Raw genomic sequence first — 23,859 nt, forward strand, 5'->3', positions numbered from 1 at the left:
TTATTGTAATGTGTTTTCTAAATGCAATGCGACATCTAAAAGCGTTTGCTCATCAAAAGCCCTTCCAATAAATTGCATTCCAATAGGCAAGCCCCCATCACTATCCACAGGCAAAGAAATAGCAGGCAATCCCGCTAAATTTACACCAATGGTGTAAATATCTTCTAAATACATTTGCAAAGGCGTTTTACACGCATTAAAGTCAAAGGCAACACTTGGTGCAACAGGGGATAAAATCACATCACAATCCTGCAAAATCGCTTCATACTGCCTTGCAATTAGCGTGCGCACCTTTTGCGCTTTAATATAATAGGCATCATAATATCCACTGCTTAACACAAAAGAGCCTAGCAAAATTCTGCGTTTGACTTCATCTCCAAAGCCTTGCGAGCGCGTCTTTAAATACAATTCTTTAAGATTGCTAACATCTTTTGCTCTCTTTCCATAACGCACCCCATCAAAACGCGCTAGATTTGAACTTGCTTCAGCTGTGCAAATCACATAATATGCGGCAATCATATAGCTAGTATCTAGCATTTGCTTCTCAATAATCGTGTGTCCATTTTGACTCAGCACATCTATGGTTTTTTGATAAGCATTTTGAATGCTAGAATCAGCATTTTTTAAAAACTCAGGCAAAATTGCAATTTTTAGTTTGCGCTTAGGATTTAGAGTCTTAAAAGTGCTTGGCGATTGCAAATTTGCACTTGTGGAATCGTTTTTATCATAACCTGCAATCGCATCAAAAAGCAATGCACAATCACTGACATTTTGCGCAATAGGTCCAATTTGATCTAAACTTGAGCTATACGCCACAAGCCCATAGCGACTCACCCTGCCATAAGTTGGCTTCAATCCTACACAACCACAAAAACTAGCGGGCTGTCTAATGCTCCCACCCGTGTCGCTTCCAAGTGCTGCAAGTGCGATTCCACCTGCCACAGCTGCCGCACTTCCACCACTGCTTCCACCCGGAACTCTCTCTTTGTTTTTAGGATTTAGCGTTTTACCATAGCAACTGCTTGCTGTTGTGCTACCCATTGCAAATTCATCCATATTTGTGCGTCCAAAAGGCGCAAAACCCTTGTGCTTTAAATTTTCAATCACGCTTGCATCATAAGGTGCAACATAGCCTTTTAAAATCTCACTTCCACAAGTAATTTCCCATCCCTTAACATTAATATTATCTTTAATGGCAATGGGCAAAAGATTTGCATCAGCATCCTCTAATGCCCCCACATATGCATTTAAATCACTTGCTTTGATTTTTTCTTTGAGTGTATTTTTTAAGGCTTGGATACCATCTTTATCAAGCTTAAGTGCTTCTTGTAGCGTTGGAATAGACATAAAAACTCCAAAATGTTTAAAAAGTTTTGGAATTATAAAGGATTTTTGTTGATAGAAGGGTTAAAAATCTGTGTTTTTTATAGTTTTTGTAAAATTTTATAAGGAATCGTAAAAATTAGAATCGGAATTTATCTAGCACAAAAAAGAGCAAAAGCCCTTTTTGGATTCCACCTTTAAGCCTTTGGTCCAATCATTTTGCTAGGATCAATCCACTTTTTATAATCCTCTTCGCTTACTAAGCCTAGCTCCAATGCGCTTTCTTTTAAAGAGATTCCTTTTTTGTGTGCGTTTTTAGCAATTTTTGCAGCATTTTCATAGCCGATGTGTGGATTAAATGCAGTTACAAGCATTAAAGAATGGTGTAAATTGTAATCAATCTTTTCTAACTCCGGCTCAATCCCTTCAGCGCAATGGATATTAAAGGAGTGCATTGCATCAGCAAGTAAATCTAAACTTTGTAAGAAGTTATAAATAATCACCGGCTTAAACACATTAAGTTCAAAATTCCCTTGGCTTGCAGCAATTCCAATTGCCGTATCATTCCCCATCACCTGCACAGCAACCATCGTTAGTGCTTCACATTGTGTGGGATTAACCTTTCCGGGCATAATGGAGCTTCCAGGTTCATTTTCTGGAATCCTAAGCTCTCCTAATCCACATCTAGGACCACTTGCAAGCCATCTAATATCATTTGCAATTTTCATTAAATTTGCCGCCAAGCCCTTCATTGCTCCGTGTGTAAAAGTAATCGCATCGTGGCTAGTTAATGCGTGGAATTTGTTAGGGCTTGATACAAATTCAATGCCTAGCATTTTTGTTAGTTCTGCACTTACCTTTTCACTCAGTTGTGGATGCGCATTTAAGCCCGTTCCTACTGCTGTTCCGCCGATGGCTAGTTCCCTTAGTGTAGGCAAACTGGCTAGAATTTGCTCTTTGGAATGCTCTAGCATAGAATGATACCCACTAAATTCCTGCCCTAAAGTCAAAGGCGTAGCATCTTGCAAATGCGTGCGTCCAATTTTAATAATCCCCTTAAAGTCCTGTGCTTTTTTGCCTAGGGTTGCGCTTAAGTGCTCAAGTGAAGGGATTAGTTTTTTTAGCACCTGCTCCACTGCAACAATACTCATTGCCGTTGGGAAGGTATCATTAGAGCTTTGTGACATATTCACATGGTCATTGGGATGGATAAATTTTTCCTTTCTAAAGTCATAGCCTGCAATCTCTGTGGCGCGGTTTGCAATCACTTCATTCACATTCATATTACTCTGTGTGCCTGAACCTGTTTGCCAAATTGCAAGCGGAAAATTCTCATCAAACTTGCCTTCTACAATCTCATCACACGCCTGCACAATAGCATTTTTACGCACTTCATCAAGCTTACCTAAGCTATGATTAACAATAGCTAGAGATTTTTTAAGATTTACAAAGGCATAGATTAAAACCTTGGGCATTTTTTCAATCCCAATTTTAAAATTTTCAAAACTTCTCTCCGTTTGCGCTCCCCAATACTTATCATCTGGCACTTTCACTTCACCCATTGTGTCGTGTTCAATCCTAAATTTCTGCTGCATCACTTCATCCTTTCTTTCAAAAATAAATAGGCGCATAATTTAACCTAAAAATCTATAATTTTTACTTATAATCGCTAGGAATTTAAATCCAACAATAGCACTCTTAAAGCCTTAAAATAAGATTATTGAAATAATTTTGTTTTAAACATTCTAGTCTTACAATCACGCGCACATAAGGTTTAATGCAACAGCATTGCATAAGCAAAAAGAATCTTAAACATAAGGAAGGCGCAATGTTTGGAGAAAAATATAAAAAAGAATTACAACACGCTTTAGACGAAAATAAACGCTTAAAAGCAAAATTACAAGAGATGGCGCAAAAAAACCAATCCCTTGAAGAACAATTACAAATCGCTTCAAAACAGCACTCTAATGCTGGAGAGTGTATCGGCACTTTTAGGGATATGACACTATCTTTAGCACAGGGTTGTAGCACCAATCTTAAAGTCTTACAAGATGATTTTAGTAAATCCATTGACCTACTCTATAACGCAAGAGGAATTGCTGAAGACAATAAACAAAACACTTCCCAAATGCAAAATGTTTTGACTGAAGGATTATCCAATATGGAATCTAAACTCACTGAATTTAGAGATATGATTACGCAGGTGCAAAGTGATTTTACAGCCATTTCAGGAGTGATTGCATTAATCACTGACATTTCAGACCAAACAAACTTACTCGCCTTAAATGCCGCCATTGAAGCAGCAAGGGCAGGAGAACACGGAAGAGGCTTTGCTGTTGTTGCAGATGAAGTGCGCAAACTAGCAGAGCGCACACAAAAGGCTACAAAAGAAATTGAAATGAATATCCAAGTTGTCACACAAAACTTTTCTGATGTGCAAACTTCCACAGAACATATCATTAAAAATATGGAAATGCTTGGAGCGCAAAATGAAACCCTAGAAACCATCAATTCTTCTGCCGATGAAATTTGCAAAGACACCAATAAAATCCTTATTGCAACCTTCATTGGACTTGTTAAATTAGACCATCTGCTATTTAAGACAAATGGCTATCGCGCAATTTTTAATGAGGATTTAGAAGCAAAATTTGTAGGACATCACGATTGCCGTCTAGGTAAATGGTATGATAGCGGGAATGGAAAACAATTCTTCTCAATGCTTCCAAGCTATACAAAGCTAGAACCATTCCACAAAGAGGTGCACGATAACATTATTGCTGCACACGAGATGATGAAACAACACGGAAATACAAGCAACTGCTTAGAAGAAATTTATGAACACTTTGCAAAAGCAGAAGTTGCAAGTGATGGCGTTGTGGCTTGTTTAAATAGCCTAGCACAAGAAAAACTCTCTTCCCTTTCTTAAAATGCGATTTTCCCTTATGCCCATAAAATTTAAAATCCTAAAAAACCTGCCCATTATTAGCACTTCTTAGCTCTGCCTCCTCCTCTTCAATCGCCTTTATAATCTCCGCATAAGTTTCTAACGACAATTTCGCCTGCTCTGCATCAATCTTTCCCATCACATAGCCAATGTGTAAAAGCACATAATCCCCAATGCTTACTTCCTCACTCATTAAATCCAAACTTGCTTCACGCGTAACACCTAGCGTATCAAGCGTTGCCATATTGCTTTCTTTATCAATAGAAACCACTTTAGAAGGTATGGCTAGACACATAATTTTGCTCCTTTCTTTGCTGTAAAAATGCACAGAATTGTTCTAAGGATTCCATATTTTTAGAGGATAGCAAAAACAATGGAATCTCTTTTTTAAGCTTTGCTAAATCCTCCCTAACGCGCTCTATCTTAAAGTCAAAAACTTCCATTAAATCTGCCTTAGAAACCACCACCACATCAGCACATAAAAACATCGTAGGATATTTTAGCACCTTATCATCACCCTCTGGCGTAGAGAGTAGCACAATATTCATATTTGCCCCTAAATCATAGCTTGCAGGACACACAAGATTCCCCACATTTTCAATAAACATAAACCCTTTTAAATCCCCTTGATTGTGTAATTTCTCAAGTGCATCTTTTACCATTGAAGCTTCTAAATGGCAAGCCTCACCTGTTGAAATTTGATAAGCATTGACTCCAAAGCGTGCTAAACGCTCTGCATCACGATTTGTTTGCAAATCCCCTTCTATCACGCTAAAGTCTAACAACTTCTCTTTTGCGATATGCTCTAATAGCGTTGTTTTGCCACTTCCTGGTGAACTCATAAGATTCACCACAAAGACGGAATCCTTTTTATAAATCGCACGCAACTCCATTGCAACCTTGTCATTTTTAGAGAGAATCCGCTGTCCAACTTCTACGCTTTTAGGGCTTTGCATTACTTATTTCCTTAACAAAAATTAGCGCATTCTAGCGCATTTTTCTTTAAAGACTTGCTAAACTTTAAGCACTTCTTACTACAAATGCGCTATTATGCGCCATTTATTTTTTAGGATTAGCAATGCAAAATACCATAGAAACTTCCAATGAAGCAACACTTCCCACACAATTTGGGGAGTTTAAAATCCGCTCTTTTAGAGAAAAAACGCCTAATCACACGCTAGAGCATCTAGTGATTAAAACGCAGAATTTACCACAAAACCCCCTTGTGCGCGTGCATTCAGAATGCTTAACAGGCGATGCACTCCTTAGCCTTAAATGTGATTGTGGAGATGAGTTACACGCTGCGTTAAAAAGAATCCAAAAAGAGCAAGGAATGCTAATTTATCTCCGCCAAGAAGGCAGGGGGATTGGGCTTTTTAACAAAGTCAATGCTTATGCCCTGCAAGATACAGGGCTTGACACCGTGGAGGCAAATTTAGCCTTAGGGTTTAAAGAAGATGAGCGCGATTATAGCGTGGTGAAATTCATCTTTGATTTTTACAAACTCACGCAAATCCGCTTGCTTACGAATAATCCTAGCAAAATTAGCACCTTTGAAGCGATGATAAAAGTTACAAGAGAGCCGATTTTAACGCAGTGCAATCAACACAATGCGCATTATCTAAGCATTAAAAAAGAAAAAATGGGGCATTTGCTCTAAAATGAAAACAAATCTCACCTTCACACAGGCAAAAGAGATTTTACACACCCAAACCATCGCTCCCTTAGGGATTGAGCGCGTGTTTTTACACGATGCTTTAGGGCGAATTTTAGCAAAGGGCATTTTAGCCCCATCTCATATGCCCCATTTTCCGCTATCAAGAATGGATGGCTATGCCTTTAACTCCGCTTTTAAGGACGCTAAGAGTTTTCAAATCCTAGCAGAAAACAAAGCAGGAAATGCGATTCCAACTTTGCCCCTTGACGCTCCCTTTGCCATTAAAACTTTCACAGGGGCTAAGATTCCTAAAAATGCCGATATGCTAGCTCCCATTGAAGATTGTCAAGTAGAAAATTGTGAAGTAGAGCAAAATTCTCTCAAAATACAAGCCCTACCACACATCGGGCAACACATTCGCCAAGTAGGAGAAAACTACAAAAAAGGCGAAACCTTGCTGCAAAAAGGCACGCGCCTAAACGCCCATCACATCGGGCTTTTAGCAAGTTTAAACCAAGTCTTTGTAGAAGTTTTTACACGCCCAAAAGTTGGAATCCTAGTGAGTGGAAATGAACTTTTAGAATTAGGTGAAAATCCAAGTAACACGCAAGATCTCTACAATGCAAATGGACATTTATTGCTAGCTAAAGTGCTAGAAAATGGCGCAATCCCAAAGCTCTACCCCATCTTAAAAGATGATAAAGCACAGATAATATCTAGCGTGCAGCTAGCCTTGAAGGAATGTGATATGGTAATAAGTAGCGGTGGAGCGAGCGTTGGGGATTATGACTTTATCACAACACTTTGCAAGGAAAGAGAAAAGGAAGTGGTTTTTAAAGGCGTGCAAATCAAGCCCGGACAGCATATTATTTATGCGCATTTTAACCAAAAGCATTTTTTTGCACTGCCGGGCTTTCCAAACTCTACACTTGTAACCTTTGAACTCTTTGTAAAAGAGATTTTGCTCCGCCTTTTAGGCGCAAAACCCACAACAACAACCCTTAAGATTCCACTAAATCAAAACATTACCAAAAACGATACACGCCTAGAATTTCGTGTGTGTAATGTGCGTAATCTTAAGGGAAGCTTCAGCATTGATTTTGAAGGCAAAAAGGACTTCCAAAGTGCGATTTTAAACAACTTCTGCCCCCTTGATGACGCACAAGTAGGACTTTGCATTTTAGATTCTAGCAAACAAAGCGGAGAGATTGTAGAGGTTTTACTTCTTTCCTAATCTTTTAGAAAATTATCCTTTACTTTAAGCATATATATATAATTACAATCTCAAATTTACTTTTAATCAGCATATCTCAATCAAATTCCAAACCAATCCTTTAGTATTTAACATAGCGAAAACAAGAAATGCTTAATATTCTCATTTACGGACAAACAGGCTAAAAAATTAAAAAGCACAATAGATGATGAAGAAAAGCCGATTCCAATAACAGGAGTTAAGGAGCTAATTCACAAAAGCTCTAGTTTGCTTAAAGAGGCGCAACAAAATGCCTTAGCAAGGAAACAGACATACGACAGAAAACTACAAAGAGAACAAGCCAGGAAAGATTCTTTAGTAGCAAGGATATTCAACAGCAGCAGGTGGCATTGCCGTTAGCCCTATTCCCTTCTCAGACTTCGCGCTTCTTATACCTACGCAAATTGCTATGATTATACACATTAGCAAAATTTATGGACTAGAATTTAACGAAGAATCCGCCAAAAAGGTCGCATTAGGATTGGCAGGTGTATGCGCCACTGGCTTTGGACTAAGATTAGCAGCAGGCAATCTTTTAAAATTCATTCCAGTAGTTGGATCGGTTGCAGGTGGTGCTATCAATGCCACATTAGCTAGCACAGGAACGGCAGCAATGGGGAAATTATATGCCGCGTATCCAAAAAACAACTATTACAAATCACTCTCCATTAATCACAATACCGCTTTAAAATATCCCCATACGCATCAATGCGCCTATCGCGCAAAAAAGGCCAAATGCGACGCACATCTTCACTGCGCTTTTTATCCCACTCAAAATACAAAATCTCTTCCCCCTCCACACTTCCTAAAGCCAGCAACTCCCCTTGCGCACCATACACAAAGCTAGAGCCCCAAAAACGGATTCCCTCTATCACACCGCTAGAATCCTTTTCAAACCCCACACGATTAATTGCAACAACAGGAATCCCATTTGCCACGCTATGCCCCCTTTGCACCGCCATCCAAGCCTCCCTTTGACGCTCTTTTTCTTCCTTGCTATCTGCATCAAACCAACCAATAGCTGTAGGATAAATCAAAATCTCAGCCCCCTTTAATGCCATAATTCTTGCCGCCTCAGGATACCATTGATCCCAGCACACAAGGACGCCTAGCTTCCCAAGGCTTGTTAAAATCGGCGCAAACCCTAAATCCCCAGGCGTGAAATAAAACTTCTCATAAAACCCCGGATCATCAGGTATGTGCATTTTGCGATACTTTCCAGCGATGCTACCATCCTTTTCAAACACCACCGCCGTATTATGATACAGCCCAGCACTACGACGTTCAAAGAGCGAAGTTACAAGCACCACGCCACATTCTTTTGCCACATTAGAAAAATACACACAACCCTTGTCAAACTCTAGCGCGTAGTCAAAAAACTCCACATTCTCACTCTGACAAAAATACTCCCAGCTATGCAACTCTTGGAGCAACACAAGCTTCGCACCTTTAGTTGCCGCTTCTTTAACCCTTTGTGCAGTAAAGTGTTGCGTAGCCTGCTTGCTCTGCTTATAAGCTTGTTGAATCAATGCCACTTGAATCTGCATTGCCTGCCCTTAATCATCTCCCTCATAATCACTATCACTACTCTCATAATCGTCTTCATCGTATAAAAAACGATGATTGTCTGCATAATCTTCTGGCGCATAGCCATCATATTCTTCTTCAAAATCCTCATTTTCCTCTTCTTCAAAAGGTTTTGTAACTCTTTTCATTTCTTATTCCTTGTTTAAAATTAAATTAACCGCTTCGCTTGCTAAACGCAATCCAAAGCTAGCCGTTACACCACTGAAACTTCCAAGCTCCTTACACTTAGGGGCTTCTGGGCTAAATGCTACCATAAAATCCCCCTTGAAAGCTTTCTTCTTAAGCCCTTCTCTAAATTTTCTTGCAAACCTATCTCCATAACTCTTCCAAATGGATGCAAACTGAATTTGTGAGGGATCAAGCTTTTTTGCACTCCCTGTGGAAACAAGCAAATGGGGCATTTTTTCTTTTACCAATTCTTTTTTTGACTGATTTGCAATCTTTAGAGCTAAGGCAATTTTTGCATCAATATCATCAATCGCATCAATCACAATATCATAAGCCTTAAAATCAAAACCATCAATAAAATCCTGTGTGATTTTAGAATCTAAACTTAAAACTCCATGATATTTTTGTGATAAAACTTCCACTTTTTTACACCCAACGCCTTCAAATGCGCCAATTTGACGATTCTGATTTGTTACATCAAAGACATCATAATCCACAATGCAAATCTTCCCAACCCCTGTGCGATACAAGCAATCTAACGCAAAACTTCCCACTCCACCAACACCAAGCAACAGCACGCTAGCATTTTGCAATTTTTGGAATCCATTTTCCTTAAAAAGCAACAAAGTCCTAGTAAATCGCTCATCTTGCATTCATCCACTCCTTAAGCCCACTCAAACGCGCACGCGCTGTAAAATCAAGCGTGATAGGCGTGATAGAAACATAGCCTTGCTGTATTGCACTAAAATCTGAAATCTCTCCATTTTCCCGCTCACTCCATTCCAAAGGATGTAACCCTAACCAATAATACTCTTCTCCGCGTGGATTTCTATGCAAATGCGCATCATTTCCATAAGAGCGAATTCCAAGCTCTGTGGCTTGCATTCCCTTACAATCTTGTGGCTTAAGCTGGGGAATATTGATATTTAAAAACTCCCTAAAGCCCAAAGGATAAGAACCTTCAAGAATCTTTTTTGCAAGCATATACGCACTCTCTTTAGCAAGTGCAAAATCAAAACCAATAGAATCTTTATCCTTTAAAACTTGTGAGATAGCAAGCGATGGAATCCCGTGTAAAACACCTTCCATAGCCGCACTTGCTGTGCCAGAATAACTCACATCTTCTCCCATATTTGAACCAATATTAATGCCACTTACGATTAAATCTGGCTTAAACCCTTCCCCATAAAGTGCATTAAGCGAGAGATAAACACAATCTGTTGGGCTTCCATCATCTAGCTTGTAAAAATCATCTTCTAACTTGATAAAGCGCAAAGGGCGCGTTAATGTCATTCCGTGTCCGCAAGCAGATTTCTCACTAGCAGGAGCAACAATGACACAATGCCCTAAAGGGCTTAACGCCTCTTTTAACGCCAATAGTCCCGGAGATTCATAGCCATCATCATTTGTTATTAAAATGCGTTTCAAAATTTTCCTTCAAATATCAAAATAACTCCCTAAAAGTGCCTTTAAGTGCTTTTTAGCGGGCTTATTTAGAGTTTCAATTTGTCTTAATAAAGAATCTTGTAAGAGTTTTGCACTCCTCCTTGCGCCTTCTAAACCTAGTAGATTCACATAGCTATTTTTTACACCATCATTATGCGTAGGTTTCCCCGCTTCTTGCGTGCTTTGCGTAGAATCTATTACATCATCGCAGATTTGAAAAAACAATCCTAAATCTAAACCTAACTGATACAAGCTTTTACACATCTTTTTATCACACTCCGCAACCATTGCCCCCATTTCAAGAGAAGCAGCAATTAACTTTGCTGTTTTGTTTAAATGGATAATCCTTAGCTGTTCCAAAGGCAGTTTTTGCCCTTCAAAATGGCAATCTAATGCTTGCCCTAGCACCATTCCATAGATTCCACCATTATAACTTAAAGATTCTATAAGTTTAACCTTTATCTTTGGCTTTAACTTAGAAGTTGCGATTAAATAAAACGCCTGCGTATTTAGCCCATCCCCTGCTAAAATCGCTAAAACTTCATCGTATTTTTTATGCAAGGTTTCACAACCGCGTCTAAGTGGCGCATTATCCATTGCTGGCAAATCATCGTGTATCAAAGAATAGGTGTGTAAAATCTCTAGTGCAAGTGCTGGTGCAAAAGCCAAACTTACATTCTCTTTTTTATAACTTGCTACAATGCTTAAAAGTAACTTAGGACGGAATCGCTTTCCTCCATTTAGCACCATCTCCCAAAGTGCGTTTTCATAATTTGGATGAAAGCTTGGAATTTTTGGCGCATTTTCCTTCAAATACGCTTCAAAATCTTCAAAAACTAAATCGATTGTCTTCACTTAAAAGCCCTTGCGTAAGTGAGTTTTGCGACTCTTCTACTCCCTTATCATTCACATCAATAAAAAATTGAAAATCATCACGCGAGATTAACCAACGCTGTTTTTTATCTGGGTATTCCCCTAGCAAGCGGATAATCGCATCATTTCCTCTTGGCGTATCGTGTTGATTGACACGCAACACTCTATCGCCAACTTCCAAGCGTTCAAAGCCATCCCTTGCTTCTTTACCTACATAAGTGATAACAAAATCATCATTTACACCAATATGCACACGGGAGAAAAAATCATCCGGAAGCAACATTCCACCGCGTAGTTTATCCACCTCTACTTGCACTTCCATACGCATACCATTACGCTTAATTTGCACAGGCACAATGGCATCTTGTTGCAAATCAAAAACCACGCGCCGAAAACTTGCTAAATTTGGAATCATCTCCCCATTAATAGAAGTAATCACATCGCCATATTTAAAGGGATTCTTTTTAAAGAAGGGATCTACCACACTCACTTCCACGCCATTTGCATTTTCCACCACACGCACACCAATATCGCCATAATAAATGGAATCGCTATTTACAAACCTATCTAAATACACCTTTTCTATGAAGGCATTTCCACCAATTCCAATTCCATAGATATGATCGCAAATCGTGCTAATTAAGCTATTTTGAAAGGTTGGTGTATTGAGTGTTGCAAAATCAATGGGACTTTGCATTCTTGCTGCAATCTTGCCACTTACACTATCATTTGGATTCACACTTGCAATCTCCTCTTCTAAAATCTCTTGCGGGATTGTCTTAATATTGACTGGCTCTAACGCCCCTTTAGATTCTAAAAGATACATTCCTACAAAAGGATCGTGCTTTAACACCTTGTATCCGCGTGGCTTTTGCTTGGGCGAATACACAAACAACACTGCCTTTGCCCCTAAAGAATCAATTGCGATTCCATAAGTGCTTCCTACCCTCTCCATAGACAAAGCAGCCTTTTTCTCACACGCTTTAAAATCATACGCAAAGCTAGGAATACTAAAGCATAGCAACCAAACAATCACGCCTTTAAAAACTCTCATAATCACCCCTTCAGCGGAAAATCGCCCAAGTTTCCAAGCATTTGCATTGCCATATTTTTGCGGTTAGATTCCACACTCTTTAGCACATCATTTAACGCACTCATTAGCAAAATCTGCAAAGATTCTTTATCTTCTAACAAAGAATCATCAATGCTAATGTCAATAATCTCTCCTTCACCATTTGCACTCACACTCACTAATCCACCGCCACTCTTAGCATTTAGCACAACTTCTTTATTTGCTTCTTGTGCGTTTTGAAACTTCTCTTGTAAATCGCCTAGCGTTTTTGCCAACTCTTTTGGTTCAAACATTTCCTAACTCCTTTTTAATCGCTACAATTTGATTGTTTTCATCCACTAAAACAACTTTAGGTTCATAGGTTTTAAGCTCTTCTTGTGTGTATTGCGCATACGCCATTACAATAATTTTATCTCCTACTTGCACCTTGCGTGCTGCTGCTCCATTTAGACACATATCACCACTCTTACCCATAATAACATAAGTTGCAAAACGCTCCCCATTATTGATATTTACAATCTCCACCTTTTGCCCTTCCATTAGCCCAGCACCTTCCATTAAAGCACTATCAATCGTAATAGAACCCATATAATTCAAATTCGCATCACTCACACTTGCGCGGTGGATTTTGCTATATAGCATCGTAAAATTCACAACTTATCCTTACCCTATAAACTTCACTTCAAAATTTTAGTATTTTAGCACAAAAAGCAACGACTTTACATTTATTTTAGTTTTTAAAAGTAAAATACGCCTTAAGTTTTCAATTCTTTAAGGAAAGTCTTTGCAACACTCTCTAAAATATGGAATCCAAATTGCACTAAGTCTTATGCTTTTAGCCTGTTCAGCTAAACTTCCTCACACAAAAACACTTACAAGCTCACTCCCGCTAGAATTTCACAACACAAACCTCATCCACCTAAATGATTCTAAAACTCCCAAAATCTCCACAAATCCTAAAGAACAAATGGAGCTTTTATTTTTAGATTCCAACTTAAATGCACTTTTACAAACCGCCTTAAGCAAAAACCTAGATTTGCAAATCACACAAGCAAGGATTTTACAAACACAATCCCAGCTAAAAAGTGCTTGGGGCTCTTTATTTCCACAAGTTAGCGGGAATCTTAACACAAGCACAAACCACACACGCACAAACACCACTCCCACGCTAGAATCGCACAACTCTAATAGTCGAATTGGCGCAACACTATCTTGGGAGCTAGACCTTTTTGGCAGACTAAGACACAATAAAAATGCAAAAGAATCCCTTTACCAAAAATCTTTACAAGATTTAGAAAATGCTAAAATCACGCTATTTGCAAACATTGCAACGCTTTATTTTACACTTGTTGAGACAACACAGAATATCATTCTAACCCAAGAAAACATCACCCACTACCAAGAAGCCCTAGAGCTTACACGCCTAAAAGTTGAAAATGGCTTGCTTGATAGCACAGAGCTTTTTAAAAAACAAGATTTATTAACAGAAGAACAAAATGCACTAGAACGCTTAAAAAGCACGCAAGAAGAAAGCAAAAACGCACTCTTAATTCTTTTAGATTCCAACAAACTCCCACTAAAAAATCCAAAAAGTTTGCCCACACCAAAAACCCATTTTAACCTTGCAAATCTCCCAGCAGATACGCTATTCTCTCGCCCTGACATTAAAGCTGCACTCTTTAGCCTTCACGCACAAATCTACACAAAGGCAAATGCAAAGGCAAGCTTATTTCCGATTATCTCCCTTAATGCTAACATTAATGCAATTTTAGATTCCAACTCACAAGCTAGCGGGAATCTCGCTTGGGGGCTTGCAAGCGCACTTAGTGCTCCACTTTTAAACCGCACACAACTCACACAAAACTATTTTTTACAAGATGCCCTTTTAAAAGAATCCTATTTAACACTCCAACAAACCTTAAAAAACGCATTTTTTGAGATTGAAAATGCAAGTTTTAATACCAATAATGCGCACACGCAGCTACAAAACAGCCAAAAACGCTTACAAAATGCGCAAAACTACTATACATTTTCCCTAAATCGCCACTCCGTAGGATTAATTGACACATTAGAGCATACCTTAAATAGTGCTTCTTTAAACAATGCTAAAAAATCTCTAAATACAACAAAAACACAGAATCTAAAAACACTTGTAATACTTTACAAAGTCTTTGGAGGCAACCTAAATCTCTATAAGGATTCCTATGCAAACAACTGAAGAAATCTTAAAAACACTCCATCCAAAACGCAACTATAAAAAACTCCTATCTATTCTAATAGGCGGAATCCTAAGCTTGTTTTTACTTATCATACTCCTTAGCTTATGGCAAAACCAAACGCCAAACTACATCTACACCACACAGCCTGTAAAAATCGGCGATATTGAAACTTCCATTAGCGCAAATGGGACACTCTCGCCAATCCATAAAGTTTCTATTGGCTCTGTCATTTCTGGAATCGTGCTTGAAGTGCTTGTTGATGTGAATGACAAAGTTAGCAAAGGGCAAGTACTTGCTAAAATTGATAGTGAGAGCATTGAGCAAAACCTATTGCGCCTTGAAGCACAACTTACAAGTGCTAAAGCCCAGCTAAAAAGCGCACAAATTAGCCTAGAAGAAAAGGAATGGCAATACCAACAACTCCAAACACTCCACAAACAAACACAAGGCAAAACCCCCTCAAAGCTTGATTTACAAAGTGCAAAAACTGCTTATAACATAGCACTTAGCGAAGTTAGAATCCGCCAAGCAAGCATCATAGAGATTGAAACCTCCATCCGCTCCAAAGAAGTGGATTTAAAAAACTCTCACATCACAACACCTATTGATGGCGTGGTGCTTAGTCGCTCCATTGAAGTAGGACAAAGTGTTGCTGCAAATTTTCAAGCTCCAGAGTTTTTTATCATTGCTGAGAGCTTAGAAGAAATGGAATTTAATGTTAATATCTCAGAAGCAGACATAGGAAAAGTTGAAGTAGGACAAGATGTCGCTTTTAGCGTGGATTCCTATCCCAACAAAATCTTTAATGCAGTGATTAATCGTGTGAATTTTGGTGCAAACAAAAATACAGATAATATTGTATCCTATCAAGCGCGCATTAGCGTGGATAACAAAGACTTGTTATTGCGTCCAGGAATGAGTGCCACAGCAGATATTATAACAAAAAGTGTCAAAAATGCTCTACTAATCCCAGCAAGTGCATTATACTTCTCTCCTAATACGCCCCAGCAAAACACACAAAAAAGAAATTTCAACCCTTTTATAAAAACACGCCCTGTAAAAAATAACACAACAACACAAAAGCAAGCAAGCTCTAGCGTATGGATTTTAGAAAATAATATCCCAAAAGAAATCCCCGTTGAAGTGGGCATTAGCGATGGTGTTTTGACACAAATCCTTAGTGATTCTATCACACAAGGCTTAGAAGTTATCCTCTCACAAAAGAGAGAAAAATGACAGAATTTATCACCCTAGAAAATCTCCACAAAACCTATGGCAAGCCGCCAAACACCTTTGAAGCCTTGCGCGGTATTAATCTCTCCATTACACAAGGGGAATTTGTGGCGTTAATGGGACCAAGTGGGAGTGGTAAAAGCACGCTAGCAAACATTCTAGGCTGTTTAGATAGTCCAACAAGTGGAATCTATAATTTTTGTGGCGTAAATGTGAATGGTTTAAATCTTAAGCAAAAGGCACTTTTAAGGCGTAATTATATTGGATTTATTTTTCAAGGCTTTAATTTACTCCCACGCACAACCGCCCTTGAAAATGTAGAACTCCCCTTGCTCTATCGTCAAATGCCTAAAAAAGAACGCCTAAAAAACGCAAGGGAAGCTCTTGCAATGGTAGGCTTAGAGCAGTGGTATAACCACCAAAGCAATGCTTTAAGTGGTGGACAACAACAGCGTGTAGCCATTGCAAGAGCCATTGTTTCAAAACCATTATTCTTGCTAGCAGATGAGCCAACAGGGAATCTTGACACAACACGCAGTGTAGAAATTATGAAGATTTTAAAATGGCTAAATAGGGAATCTAAAATCACAATCCTAATGGTAACACACGAACCAGAAATGGCGCAATATGCGACACGCAACATTATGTTTTTAGATGGCAATATCAAAAGCGATTCCAATAAAGAATCCAAAAATGCACAATCCCAAACAAAAGAGTTGCAATGCTTTTAAACGCCTTTTTCTTAGCTTTCCGCCAAATCAAACGCAATTTCTTGCGCGCACTTTTAACAATGCTTGGCATCATCATTGGTGTAAGCGCAGTGATTATTATGATCACACTTGGCAATGGCACAACACAGGTTGTCACTGAACGCATCAGTAGTCTTGGTAGCAATATCCTGCTAGTTTTTCCCGCACGCACACAAAATATCGGAGGAAGCAGTAGAAAACTCTTTAGTCTAAATGAAATTAAAACCCTAAATCTCCAAACCGCCCACATTGTGCGCGCCATAGCCCCAATTGTTACCACACCAAGCCTTGTGCAATTTCGCCAAGAAAACACCCAAACACAAATTCAAGGCGTAGATTCCGCCTATTTTCTAGCTACAAATTGGGAAATCACTAATGGCAAAGGCTTTAGCACACAGGATTACAGAGCAGGCAATAATGTTTGCATCATCGGTAAAAGCGTGCAAAAGAATCTTTTTGATAAAACTCTCACAAATCCGCTAGGAAGCAGAATCCGCCTAAATAATATCGTGTGTGAGTGCATTGGAATCCTAGAAGAAAAAGGGCAAAGTGCAATGGGAAACGACCAAGATGATGTGATTTTACTCCCTTTAAAAACCTACCAAAGAAGCATTTCTAAAATAAATTCTCTCCATAATATCCCGCGCCTTATGATTTCTCTAAAAGATGACACAGATTCCACACAAGCACTCACACAAATCGCAGATGCATTGCGTCAAATCCGTAATATCCGAAGCGAACAAAAAGATGATTTTGAGATAATGGACACCAAACAAATCCTTAGCATTATGCAAAACACCACCTCCACACTTACGCTGTTTTTAAGCGCAATTGCTGGAATTAGTTTAATTGTTGGCGGAATTGGGATTATGAATATTATGTTGGTTTCTGTAACAGAACGCACAAAAGAAATTGGCACTAGGCTTGCCATTGGCGCATTACAAAGTGAAGTGCTTTTGCAATTTTTAATTGAAGCCCTAACCCTTAGTGCGCTTGGTGGAATCCTAGGGATTATTCTAGCATTTTTTCTCTCATTTGGAATTTGTCAGGTAATGGACATACCCTTTGTCTTTGATTATGGAATCGCTTTTATCGCCTTTTTATTTTCCGCTTGCATTGGAATCTTATTTGGCTATCTCCCAGCCCGTCGCGCTTCAAGATTAAACCCCATTGATGCACTAAGACACGAATAAAAATTTACACCATTAATACATTTTTGCTTGACACTTCCCTCTTTTAAAAGCAATTCTAATATCTCCCTTGATTGCACACTCCAGAGCGTATTAACATCTCCCTCACTCATTGGACGCAGGGATAGCGTTTTTAAAATCTCTTCTGCATTTAATTCTAAGTTTCCCTGCACATTAATTTGAGTGCGTTTGGGCACAGACACTGGAATTTGATAGCGCAAAAACACTTTGCCAATACTCTCTAACTCTTGTATGCTTAGGGATTCCACCTTATAAGCAGGTGGGCGATCAATGGTGCTAATGTCTAATCGCTTCAATGGCATAGGAGCTAAAAAGCGCGCCATTTCTTGAATTTCTTGTGGGGCATCATTGATGCCTTTGACAAACAAAATCTCCGCATACAACTCCCCTTGAAAATCCGCACTGAATTGATAAATTCCCTTTAGCACCTGTGTTAAATCCACATTTTTATGCGCCCTATCAATCTTTTTAAACACCCTCTGACTCACTGCATCTAAAGAAAACTTCACCTTATCAAAGAGCAAGCAAGCCCTAGCAACGCACACATCCCAAAGTAATGCACCATTTGTTAAAAGCAGTGTCTTTTTTTCGCCTTTAATGTCCTCTAAACGCAACATTAACTCATACAAATGCGGATAAAGCGTAGGCTCTCCGTTTGCTGTAATCGTAAGGGAATCCACATTGGGAAACTTTTCTAAGCCCTGCTTTATAGCTTCTAAAACTGCATCAACATTTAAGACTTCTTGCATTGCATTTTGCGCCTTTTTACCCTCAAGCTCGCAATAAACACAATCATAATTGCATTGCTTAAGCTTTGGGGATAAATCCACTCCTAAAGACTCTCCAAAGCGTCTTGATCGCACAGGTCCAAAAATGATATCCATAACAAAGCCCCTTTTAAGATTCTGCTTTTTAAATCCGATAATTCTACACTATTTTGCATAAAACTTTTGCGATTCTACCTTGATTGAAGCTAAATTTTATATTCTTTGCTATATACTGATTCCTTAAACTAAAATTTTTTAAGGAGAAACTATGGCTGTTAAAATTACTGATATTTGCATCGCCTGTGGTGCTTGCATTGATGAATGTCCGGTAGAAGCAATTGTTGATGAAGATGATAATCCAAACGATGATGGATGCTACTTTGTTTATAATGATAAATGTGTGGAATGCGTAGGACACAACGACGAACCCGCCTGTGCGTCTGCCTGTCCAACAGAGGGCTGTATCGTGTGGGACGCTGTTGTTAATCCACAACCTTTTAGAGATGACATTGGCGAGGACAAGAGAAGTTCGCACACGCCCGTTGTTGAATAATCCTTAAAGCCCTTTTGGGGCTTTTTTAAAACTCCATTTCTTTCTTTTTAAGTCTTTAGATTCTATTTTTGAAGTTCTACAAGTGTCTTTGCAAAGTTTAGCAAATTCTCATCCCAAGGTGTTTTAAGCGGTGAAAAATATCCCAGTTTAGCCCCACTCTCTTTTGCAATAAACTCCGCTGCTTTTGCAGAAAACTCAGGCTGTGCGAAAATCATTTTTAACTTCTCTTTTTTAAGAGTTTCAATCACTGCAATCATTTCTTGCATTTTTGGACTTTTGCCCTCCACTTCAATAGAAATTTCTTCTAAATGATAATCCCTTGCAAAATATCCAAGCACAGGATGAAACACGACAAATTTTTGATGCTTTGGCAAATCCTTTAAAACCGCCTTTAATTCCCTATCTAGCGCATCAATCTCTAGCATTAGCGCATTATAATTTTGTAAAAAGTCCTTTTTAGATTCCAACTTTTTTAAGGCTTCATAAATATTTGTAGCGATGATTTTTGCATTGCTAGGGGATAACCAAATGTGCGTGTCCCCATTGTGATGGTGCTCATCGTGGTGTTCATTGTGATGATGCGTATCTGTGGAGCTAATGCGCGCGATATTAGCCCCTATGTCAAACACTTGCATTGCTTGGTTTTGCCCCTTAAAGCGCGGCAACCAAGCCTCTTCAAACTCAATGCCAATCGCAAAATATGCCACTGCATCATTGACTTTTCTTATCTCTTTAGCCTTTGGCTCAAAATCGTGCGGATTCACGCCTGAGCTCACAAGTGAAACCACTTCATAAGAATCCCCAGCAATCTTTTCTACAAACTCTTTTTGCATAGGAATACTAACGACAATTACTTCACGCGCCAAGGCAAAATTTAGCAACAAGCACGCAAACATCAGAATCTTTTTCATTTTTTACCCTTTTAATGCGTATTAAAACTTTTTTAGGATATTATTTTACCCTAATTTTCCTAATTTTCAAGCGTTCATAGCTCAATTGGATAGAGCATCAGACTTCGGATCTGAGGGTTGGGGGTTCGACTCCCTCTGAGCGCACCAATAATCCATTTTTACTTCGCTATAAGCTATTTGCGCTTTGCATTATATTTCAATGCGACTCCACAAGCATACAAAGGAATCTTTATGCAATTTACAAACCTTGTTCAATCATTGCATTTGCCACTTTGCGAAATGCTGAAATATTAGCACCAAGCACTAAATTTGTAGGCTCACCAAATTCTTTTGCAGTTTCACTTGCGTGGGCATAAATATTTTTCATAATTCTATGCAACTTTGCATCCACCTCTTCAAAAGTCCAAGAAGTCATTGACGCATTCTGACTCATCTCAAGTCCGCTTGTTGCAACACCTCCAGCATTTGCTGCTTTGCCCGGACCATAACAAATTTTTGCATCTAAAAATTTATGCACTGCTGCAATTGTTGAAGGCATATTAGCCCCTTCACTCACGCATTTACAACCATTTTTTAGTAGATTTTCTGCATCTTTTGCATTGATTTCATTTTGTGTTGCACTTGGAAATGCAGCAAAAGCTGGAATCTCCCACAAGGGATTATGATCACTTGGATAATCCTTCACGCTTGTCCATTTCGCACTATTGCGCTCTTTTGCATAGGATTCCAAACTCTCGCGTCTTACTTCCTTAATCTCTTTTAAGAGTGCTAAATCAATCCCTGCTTCATCATAAATCATTCCTCTTGAATCACTGATTGTTACAGGTTTTGCACCAAGTTGTTGCAGCTTCTCAATGGTATAAATTGCAACATTCCCACTACCAGAAACTAAACACACTTTGCCTTCTAAGCCACAAAAACTACTATGCTCTAGCATTTCTTGCGCAAAATACACACTTCCATAACCCGTAGCCTCTGTCCTAACTAAACTTCCACCCCAAAGCAAAGATTTACCCGTTAAGACACCATCATAGCGGTTAGTTAGCTTTTTGTATTGCCCAAAAAGATAGCCAATCTCGCGCCCACCAACACCAATATCACCTGCTGGAACATCAGTATGCGCCCCAATGTGTCGGTATAATTCATTCATAAATGCTTGGCAAAAACGCATTATCTCTCTATCGCTTTTTCCTTTAGGATCAAAATCACTTCCTCCATTTCCACCTCCTATGGCAAGTCCTGTGAGTGCATTTTTGAAAATTTGCTCAAATCCTAAAAACTTAATAATCCCTTCTGTTACACTAGGATGGAATCGCAACCCTCCTTTATAAGGACCTAAAAGCGAGCTAAACTCAATACGATAACCACGATTAACTTGAATCTCTCCCTTGTCATCTTCCCAAGTTACGCGAAAATTAATTTGTCGCTCTGGAATTACAATTCTCTCTAAAATCTTGTTTTTTCGGTATTTTGAATCTTTTTGGAGTGCTGGTTCAATAGACTCTAACACTTCCTTAACTGCTTGATGAAACTCTGTTTGTTCCGGATAAAGCTTTTCAGCCCTCTGAATAACTTCTTGTGCATAAGACATTTCTACTCCTTTAATGAAAATTGTATTAATGGTTTTTGCATTCTATTAAAATAAATTTTAAATTAAACTTATAACTTAATATTTTTTGTTAATTTTAATTTATACATTAAGGCATCTCTGCTTTATATAGACTCAAATTTAGCTAGGAATAGGAATTTTGTTTATAAGGATTATAAACTCCAAGTTTTTAGGATAAATTCCACTAGCATTTCGTGGCGTTTAGTAATGGAATTTTTATCCCATATTTCACCATTTGCAAACTCTTTTATTTCTCTATGTTGTGCCATAGGGGAGTTTTCATAGCTTTGCAACTTATCTTTAAAAGGATTATTACCAATAGAAATATTATGTGATTCCCCTATAAGCATAAGGTTGCCTATGCAATGTAAATAGCTATTTTCATAAAAATCCTTATCATACTCGCAATAACCACTTGCGACTTTTTCGCCATTTTCTGTCGTTGGGGCAATATGCTCTATTGGTGGATTTTTTTCATCTTGTGATTTTTTAATTTCATCTAATGTAAATCTATAACCCTTAGTCCTTGCATTTCTATCTCGCAGTGCATTTTCGTAACGCATAAAAATGTAGCGAGCGATTTTATCTAAAGTGTGTTTTTCAGGCTTAAGTGCTTGTATTATATTATTGTCATTCCAATACCACTCCTTATCACATACATTCTTAATGCCAACTTCTAACTCTTCTACACTATCAAAGTTTTTCAAAACACTATTTAGCTTATCCCCTATCTTTGCTCTAGTTTTCACAAGTTTATGTCTAAGAGCAATCACTTCAAGGGCTTTAAATACTCTCTCTAGCTTTTCTTTATCATTTCTAAAAACCTGATAAGATTTAATCACAAAGGGATAAGTATCCGCTACATTTAAATGAAGCAAATATTCTTTATACTCACTCTTAGATTCCATAAAGGTTTTAAAATCAAAAAAGGCATTTTTAAGACTTTTTACATATTCATCAATCCAAGCAAGTTTCTTTTCGTTATCAACTATGTCTTTCAGTTCTTTTTTGTAGTTTAAACTATCATCATTTTCTCTGTAAGCAAAGCCATATTTTGAAGTCGCGATATTAAAACACCCTAAAATAGAATCTTCATCTAGTTGCTTTATATCATTTAAAATGCGATAAATTTTTTCAAAAATATCTACCATTTTCTTAAGCTTAGATTCAGCAGATTTTTTATCGTTATAAGTGTAGATTTGATAGGACAGATAGCTTTTTAGCTTTTCCATATTTGTTAAATCTTTGCCACGATTATTTTGTAACTCAAACATTAACACAGAATCTTTTTTTGTTGCTAAATTCAAACTTTATTATTTGTGCTTTTTGCATAGCTTGAAATATTTTTTCAAGTTGGGCTATCTCTTTGTTTTTCAATGCTTTTGTGAAAAACTCTTTTGCTTCTAAAATGCGTTCTTGTGATGGGGTTTGCGGCTTGTGTTTATTATCATCATTGGTAATAATCACATCATAAAAATAATCCCTATCATACTCTAGGGCGTTTAACTTCGGCTTTTTTCGATTCTCTAAATAATCTTGTTTAATATATTCTAATTGCCCTTTATCATAGCCTTTAGCTAGCACATTGACTAAGCATCGCACAAAAATAATAATGGCAGTAAGTCGTTGCTGTCCATCAATAATATCAAACATTTCATCACGCTCTATTGCTTCCAATAGCACATTGCCAAAAAAGTAATGACTCCCCTTTTGTAGCTTCTTCCAAGTCTTCTAAAAAAATCTTCCACTGCGGCTCTTCCCAAGAATACGCCCTTTGATATACAGGAATACAAAATTGCTTCTCCCCTTGAAAAAACCCTTTGAGTGTAGATTCTGTTGGTTTCATTGTCGCTCCTTAAAATGTAATATATGTGCGTGTATTATAATCAAAAAAAAAAAAAACAAATAAAGCAAGGGATTAAAGTCATTATTCCCACGCCTTTTGTGAATCTCTGCTTGTTCCAAAAAGCCCTTTACGCGTTCAAAAAATTCTCTATATTCCACACTTTTACCCTTTCTTTAAATTTAATGTAGTAAAGATTAATCGCTACAAATATAAATGTATATTACAATCAAAAATACAAGACTAATATCGCCTAGCCCACTAGCTTTTCCAACGCCTTTATAATCTCCACCATAGCAAGCGTATCAAGTTTGCAATATGCTAAAAGGGCTTTGCGATATTCTATCTGCTTTTCTTTTGGCATAGATTCTAATGCCCCAAAGCACTCCATCGCCTCGCCACCATTATGCACGAGACTTAGCTCTTTATAAGCGGATTCCAT

At 38.2% G+C, this 23,859-nt stretch carries 26 protein-coding genes, 1 tRNA gene and 2 pseudogenes; 10 read left to right on the forward strand and 19 right to left on the reverse strand.

The window, feature by feature from the left end; all coding sequences use genetic code 11:
- Entirely contained in the window at window positions 1-1,341 is a 1,341-nt protein-coding gene (gatA, locus tag MRZ19_RS01035) for an Asp-tRNA(Asn)/Glu-tRNA(Gln) amidotransferase subunit GatA (protein ID WP_291029528.1), read from the reverse strand.
- A gap of 179 nt (window positions 1,342-1,520) precedes the next feature.
- Window positions 1,521-2,918: a class II fumarate hydratase gene (fumC, locus tag MRZ19_RS01040; protein ID WP_291029467.1), complete on the reverse strand. Its 1,398-nt coding sequence runs from the start codon at window positions 2,916-2,918 to the stop codon at window positions 1,521-1,523.
- A gap of 233 nt (window positions 2,919-3,151) precedes the next feature.
- Here fumC and MRZ19_RS01045 point away from each other — a divergent pair, with 233 nt between their 5' ends.
- The gene (locus MRZ19_RS01045) at window positions 3,152-4,249 is read left to right on the forward strand and encodes a methyl-accepting chemotaxis protein (RefSeq protein ID WP_291029469.1); all 1,098 of its coding nucleotides are present in this window, start codon (window positions 3,152-3,154) and stop codon (window positions 4,247-4,249) included.
- Window positions 4,250-4,286: 37 nt separating this feature from the next.
- Here the strand turns inward: MRZ19_RS01045 and MRZ19_RS01050 are convergent, their stop codons facing one another.
- Window positions 4,287-4,562: a HypC/HybG/HupF family hydrogenase formation chaperone gene (locus MRZ19_RS01050; RefSeq protein ID WP_291029471.1), complete on the reverse strand. Its 276-nt coding sequence runs from the start codon at window positions 4,560-4,562 to the stop codon at window positions 4,287-4,289.
- On the reverse strand, window positions 4,540-5,223 hold the full coding sequence (gene hypB, locus MRZ19_RS01055; protein WP_291029473.1) for a hydrogenase nickel incorporation protein HypB: 684 nt from the start codon (window positions 5,221-5,223) through the stop codon (window positions 4,540-4,542). Before hypB ends, MRZ19_RS01050 begins: the two co-directional genes overlap by 23 nt.
- Before the next feature lie 122 nt (window positions 5,224-5,345).
- Between hypB and ribA the strand changes: the two genes are divergently transcribed.
- The 3 genes and pseudogenes from ribA to MRZ19_RS08510 form a co-directional block, all read left to right on the forward strand.
- On the forward strand, window positions 5,346-5,927 hold the full coding sequence (gene ribA, locus MRZ19_RS01060) for a GTP cyclohydrolase II (RefSeq protein WP_291029475.1): 582 nt from the start codon (window positions 5,346-5,348) through the stop codon (window positions 5,925-5,927).
- 1 nt (window position 5,928) lies between these two features.
- Complete coding sequence (locus MRZ19_RS01065; protein WP_291029479.1) at window positions 5,929-7,158, forward strand: molybdopterin molybdotransferase MoeA; 1,230 nt, start codon at window positions 5,929-5,931, stop codon at window positions 7,156-7,158.
- Window positions 7,159-7,567: 409 nt separating this feature from the next.
- Window positions 7,568-7,762 (forward strand): annotated as a pseudogene (locus tag MRZ19_RS08510) (hypothetical protein); the annotation flags it as partial.
- 82 nt (window positions 7,763-7,844) lie between these two features.
- Here MRZ19_RS08510 and MRZ19_RS01075 read toward each other — a convergent pair.
- The 8 genes from MRZ19_RS01075 to panD are packed head-to-tail and all read right to left on the reverse strand — an operon-like array spanning window position 7,845 to window position 12,976.
- Window positions 7,845-8,723, reverse strand: a complete 879-nt coding sequence (locus tag MRZ19_RS01075; RefSeq protein ID WP_291029483.1) for a carbon-nitrogen hydrolase — start codon at window positions 8,721-8,723, stop codon at window positions 7,845-7,847.
- A gap of 9 nt (window positions 8,724-8,732) precedes the next feature.
- Window positions 8,733-8,891 carry a hypothetical protein gene (locus MRZ19_RS01080; RefSeq protein ID WP_291029485.1) on the reverse strand — a complete coding sequence of 53 codons (159 nt, stop codon included), beginning with the start codon at window positions 8,889-8,891 and terminating at the stop codon, window positions 8,733-8,735.
- A gap of 3 nt (window positions 8,892-8,894) precedes the next feature.
- Window positions 8,895-9,584 carry a ThiF family adenylyltransferase gene (locus MRZ19_RS01085; RefSeq protein WP_291029487.1) on the reverse strand — a complete coding sequence of 230 codons (690 nt, stop codon included), beginning with the start codon at window positions 9,582-9,584 and terminating at the stop codon, window positions 8,895-8,897.
- Entirely contained in the window at window positions 9,574-10,359 is a 786-nt protein-coding gene (gene surE, locus MRZ19_RS01090) for a 5'/3'-nucleotidase SurE (RefSeq protein WP_291029489.1), read from the reverse strand. Before surE ends, MRZ19_RS01085 begins: the two co-directional genes overlap by 11 nt.
- A 9-nt stretch (window positions 10,360-10,368) precedes the next feature.
- The gene (locus MRZ19_RS01095) at window positions 10,369-11,232 is read right to left on the reverse strand and encodes a polyprenyl synthetase family protein (RefSeq protein WP_291029491.1); all 864 of its coding nucleotides are present in this window, start codon (window positions 11,230-11,232) and stop codon (window positions 10,369-10,371) included.
- Complete coding sequence (locus tag MRZ19_RS01100) at window positions 11,207-12,304, reverse strand: PDZ domain-containing protein (protein WP_291029493.1); 1,098 nt, start codon at window positions 12,302-12,304, stop codon at window positions 11,207-11,209. The genes MRZ19_RS01095 and MRZ19_RS01100 overlap by 26 nt, the downstream gene beginning before the upstream one ends.
- A gap of 2 nt (window positions 12,305-12,306) precedes the next feature.
- Window positions 12,307-12,615, reverse strand: a complete 309-nt coding sequence (locus tag MRZ19_RS01105; protein ID WP_291029495.1) for a YbaB/EbfC family nucleoid-associated protein — start codon at window positions 12,613-12,615, stop codon at window positions 12,307-12,309.
- Complete coding sequence (panD, locus tag MRZ19_RS01110) at window positions 12,608-12,976, reverse strand: aspartate 1-decarboxylase (protein WP_291029497.1); 369 nt, start codon at window positions 12,974-12,976, stop codon at window positions 12,608-12,610. The genes MRZ19_RS01105 and panD overlap by 8 nt, the downstream gene beginning before the upstream one ends.
- A 130-nt stretch (window positions 12,977-13,106) precedes the next feature.
- On the opposite strand from panD, the gene MRZ19_RS01115 reads away from it, so the two are divergent.
- The 4 genes from MRZ19_RS01115 to MRZ19_RS01130 are packed head-to-tail and all read left to right on the forward strand — an operon-like array spanning window position 13,107 to window position 17,716.
- On the forward strand, window positions 13,107-14,540 hold the full coding sequence (locus tag MRZ19_RS01115; protein ID WP_291029499.1) for a TolC family protein: 1,434 nt from the start codon (window positions 13,107-13,109) through the stop codon (window positions 14,538-14,540).
- Window positions 14,527-15,777, forward strand: a complete 1,251-nt coding sequence (locus MRZ19_RS01120; protein WP_291029501.1) for an efflux RND transporter periplasmic adaptor subunit — start codon at window positions 14,527-14,529, stop codon at window positions 15,775-15,777. The genes MRZ19_RS01115 and MRZ19_RS01120 overlap by 14 nt, the downstream gene beginning before the upstream one ends.
- Entirely contained in the window at window positions 15,774-16,505 is a 732-nt protein-coding gene (locus MRZ19_RS01125; protein WP_291029503.1) for an ABC transporter ATP-binding protein, read from the forward strand. The genes MRZ19_RS01120 and MRZ19_RS01125 overlap by 4 nt, the downstream gene beginning before the upstream one ends.
- Window positions 16,496-17,716 carry an ABC transporter permease gene (locus MRZ19_RS01130; protein ID WP_291029505.1) on the forward strand — a complete coding sequence of 407 codons (1,221 nt, stop codon included), beginning with the start codon at window positions 16,496-16,498 and terminating at the stop codon, window positions 17,714-17,716. The genes MRZ19_RS01125 and MRZ19_RS01130 overlap by 10 nt, the downstream gene beginning before the upstream one ends.
- Here the strand turns inward: MRZ19_RS01130 and MRZ19_RS01135 are convergent.
- Window positions 17,656-18,618: a radical SAM protein gene (locus MRZ19_RS01135; RefSeq protein ID WP_291029507.1), complete on the reverse strand. Its 963-nt coding sequence runs from the start codon at window positions 18,616-18,618 to the stop codon at window positions 17,656-17,658. The two genes, MRZ19_RS01130 and MRZ19_RS01135, sit on opposite strands and share 61 nt — an antisense overlap.
- A 151-nt stretch (window positions 18,619-18,769) precedes the next feature.
- Here MRZ19_RS01135 and MRZ19_RS01140 point away from each other — a divergent pair, with 151 nt between their 5' ends.
- Window positions 18,770-19,054, forward strand: a complete 285-nt coding sequence (locus tag MRZ19_RS01140; protein ID WP_291029509.1) for a 4Fe-4S binding protein — start codon at window positions 18,770-18,772, stop codon at window positions 19,052-19,054.
- 62 nt (window positions 19,055-19,116) lie between these two features.
- On the opposite strand, the gene MRZ19_RS01145 is transcribed toward MRZ19_RS01140, so the two are convergent.
- Window positions 19,117-19,965, reverse strand: coding sequence for a zinc ABC transporter substrate-binding protein (locus tag MRZ19_RS01145; RefSeq protein WP_291029511.1), 849 nt, complete (start codon window positions 19,963-19,965; stop codon window positions 19,117-19,119).
- A gap of 70 nt (window positions 19,966-20,035) precedes the next feature.
- Between MRZ19_RS01145 and MRZ19_RS01150 the strand changes: the two genes are divergently transcribed.
- Window positions 20,036-20,112 (forward strand) — tRNA-Arg (locus MRZ19_RS01150).
- Between the two features lie 91 nt (window positions 20,113-20,203).
- Here the strand turns inward: MRZ19_RS01150 and gdhA are convergent.
- From gdhA to MRZ19_RS01175, 5 genes and pseudogenes are all read right to left on the reverse strand, one after another.
- Window positions 20,204-21,556, reverse strand: coding sequence for an NADP-specific glutamate dehydrogenase (gdhA, locus tag MRZ19_RS01155; protein ID WP_291029513.1), 1,353 nt, complete (start codon window positions 21,554-21,556; stop codon window positions 20,204-20,206).
- Window positions 21,557-21,726: 170 nt separating this feature from the next.
- Window positions 21,727-22,881, reverse strand: a complete 1,155-nt coding sequence (locus MRZ19_RS01160) for an HNH endonuclease family protein (RefSeq protein ID WP_291029516.1) — start codon at window positions 22,879-22,881, stop codon at window positions 21,727-21,729.
- Window positions 22,841-23,251, reverse strand: a complete 411-nt coding sequence (locus MRZ19_RS01165; protein ID WP_291029518.1) for a DUF262 domain-containing protein — start codon at window positions 23,249-23,251, stop codon at window positions 22,841-22,843. The genes MRZ19_RS01160 and MRZ19_RS01165 overlap by 41 nt, the downstream gene beginning before the upstream one ends.
- Window positions 23,232-23,420 (reverse strand): DUF262 domain-containing protein, encoded by a 189-nt coding sequence (locus tag MRZ19_RS01170; RefSeq protein ID WP_291029520.1) that lies wholly within the window; start codon window positions 23,418-23,420, stop codon window positions 23,232-23,234. Before MRZ19_RS01170 ends, MRZ19_RS01165 begins: the two co-directional genes overlap by 20 nt.
- A gap of 250 nt (window positions 23,421-23,670) precedes the next feature.
- Window positions 23,671-23,859, reverse strand: a pseudogene (locus MRZ19_RS01175) (DUF2779 domain-containing protein); the annotation flags it as partial.

The organism is Helicobacter sp. (assembly GCF_022770205.1).
Taxonomy (GTDB): Bacteria; Campylobacterota; Campylobacteria; order Campylobacterales; family Helicobacteraceae; genus Helicobacter_D.

Bases quoted from the DNA above. Each gene is read 5' to 3' on its own strand.
- MRZ19_RS01145 (WP_291029511.1), bottom strand. From the start codon at position 19,965: ATGAAAAAGATTCTGATGTTTGCGTGCTTGTTGCTAAATTTTGCCTTG.
- ribA (WP_291029475.1), top strand. From the start codon at position 5,346: ATGCAAAATACCATAGAAACTTCCAATGAAGCAACACTTCCCACACAA.
- hypB (WP_291029473.1), bottom strand. From the start codon at position 5,223: ATGCAAAGCCCTAAAAGCGTAGAAGTTGGACAGCGGATTCTCTCTAAA.
- MRZ19_RS01080 (WP_291029485.1), bottom strand. From the start codon at position 8,891: ATGAAAAGAGTTACAAAACCTTTTGAAGAAGAGGAAAATGAGGATTTT.
- MRZ19_RS01130 (WP_291029505.1), top strand. From the start codon at position 16,496: ATGCTTTTAAACGCCTTTTTCTTAGCTTTCCGCCAAATCAAACGCAAT.
- MRZ19_RS01085 (WP_291029487.1), bottom strand. From the start codon at position 9,584: ATGCAAGATGAGCGATTTACTAGGACTTTGTTGCTTTTTAAGGAAAAT.
- MRZ19_RS01140 (WP_291029509.1), top strand. From the start codon at position 18,770: ATGGCTGTTAAAATTACTGATATTTGCATCGCCTGTGGTGCTTGCATT.
- MRZ19_RS01125 (WP_291029503.1), top strand. From the start codon at position 15,774: ATGACAGAATTTATCACCCTAGAAAATCTCCACAAAACCTATGGCAAG.
- MRZ19_RS01170 (WP_291029520.1), bottom strand. From the start codon at position 23,420: ATGAAACCAACAGAATCTACACTCAAAGGGTTTTTTCAAGGGGAGAAG.
- MRZ19_RS01050 (WP_291029471.1), bottom strand. From the start codon at position 4,562: ATGTGTCTAGCCATACCTTCTAAAGTGGTTTCTATTGATAAAGAAAGC.
- gdhA (WP_291029513.1), bottom strand. From the start codon at position 21,556: ATGTCTTATGCACAAGAAGTTATTCAGAGGGCTGAAAAGCTTTATCCG.
- MRZ19_RS01045 (WP_291029469.1), top strand. From the start codon at position 3,152: ATGTTTGGAGAAAAATATAAAAAAGAATTACAACACGCTTTAGACGAA.
- MRZ19_RS01120 (WP_291029501.1), top strand. From the start codon at position 14,527: ATGCAAACAACTGAAGAAATCTTAAAAACACTCCATCCAAAACGCAAC.
- MRZ19_RS01075 (WP_291029483.1), bottom strand. From the start codon at position 8,723: ATGCAGATTCAAGTGGCATTGATTCAACAAGCTTATAAGCAGAGCAAG.
- MRZ19_RS01135 (WP_291029507.1), bottom strand. From the start codon at position 18,618: ATGGATATCATTTTTGGACCTGTGCGATCAAGACGCTTTGGAGAGTCT.
- fumC (WP_291029467.1), bottom strand. From the start codon at position 2,918: ATGCAGCAGAAATTTAGGATTGAACACGACACAATGGGTGAAGTGAAA.
- MRZ19_RS01100 (WP_291029493.1), bottom strand. From the start codon at position 12,304: ATGAGAGTTTTTAAAGGCGTGATTGTTTGGTTGCTATGCTTTAGTATT.
- MRZ19_RS01065 (WP_291029479.1), top strand. From the start codon at position 5,929: ATGAAAACAAATCTCACCTTCACACAGGCAAAAGAGATTTTACACACC.
- MRZ19_RS01105 (WP_291029495.1), bottom strand. From the start codon at position 12,615: ATGTTTGAACCAAAAGAGTTGGCAAAAACGCTAGGCGATTTACAAGAG.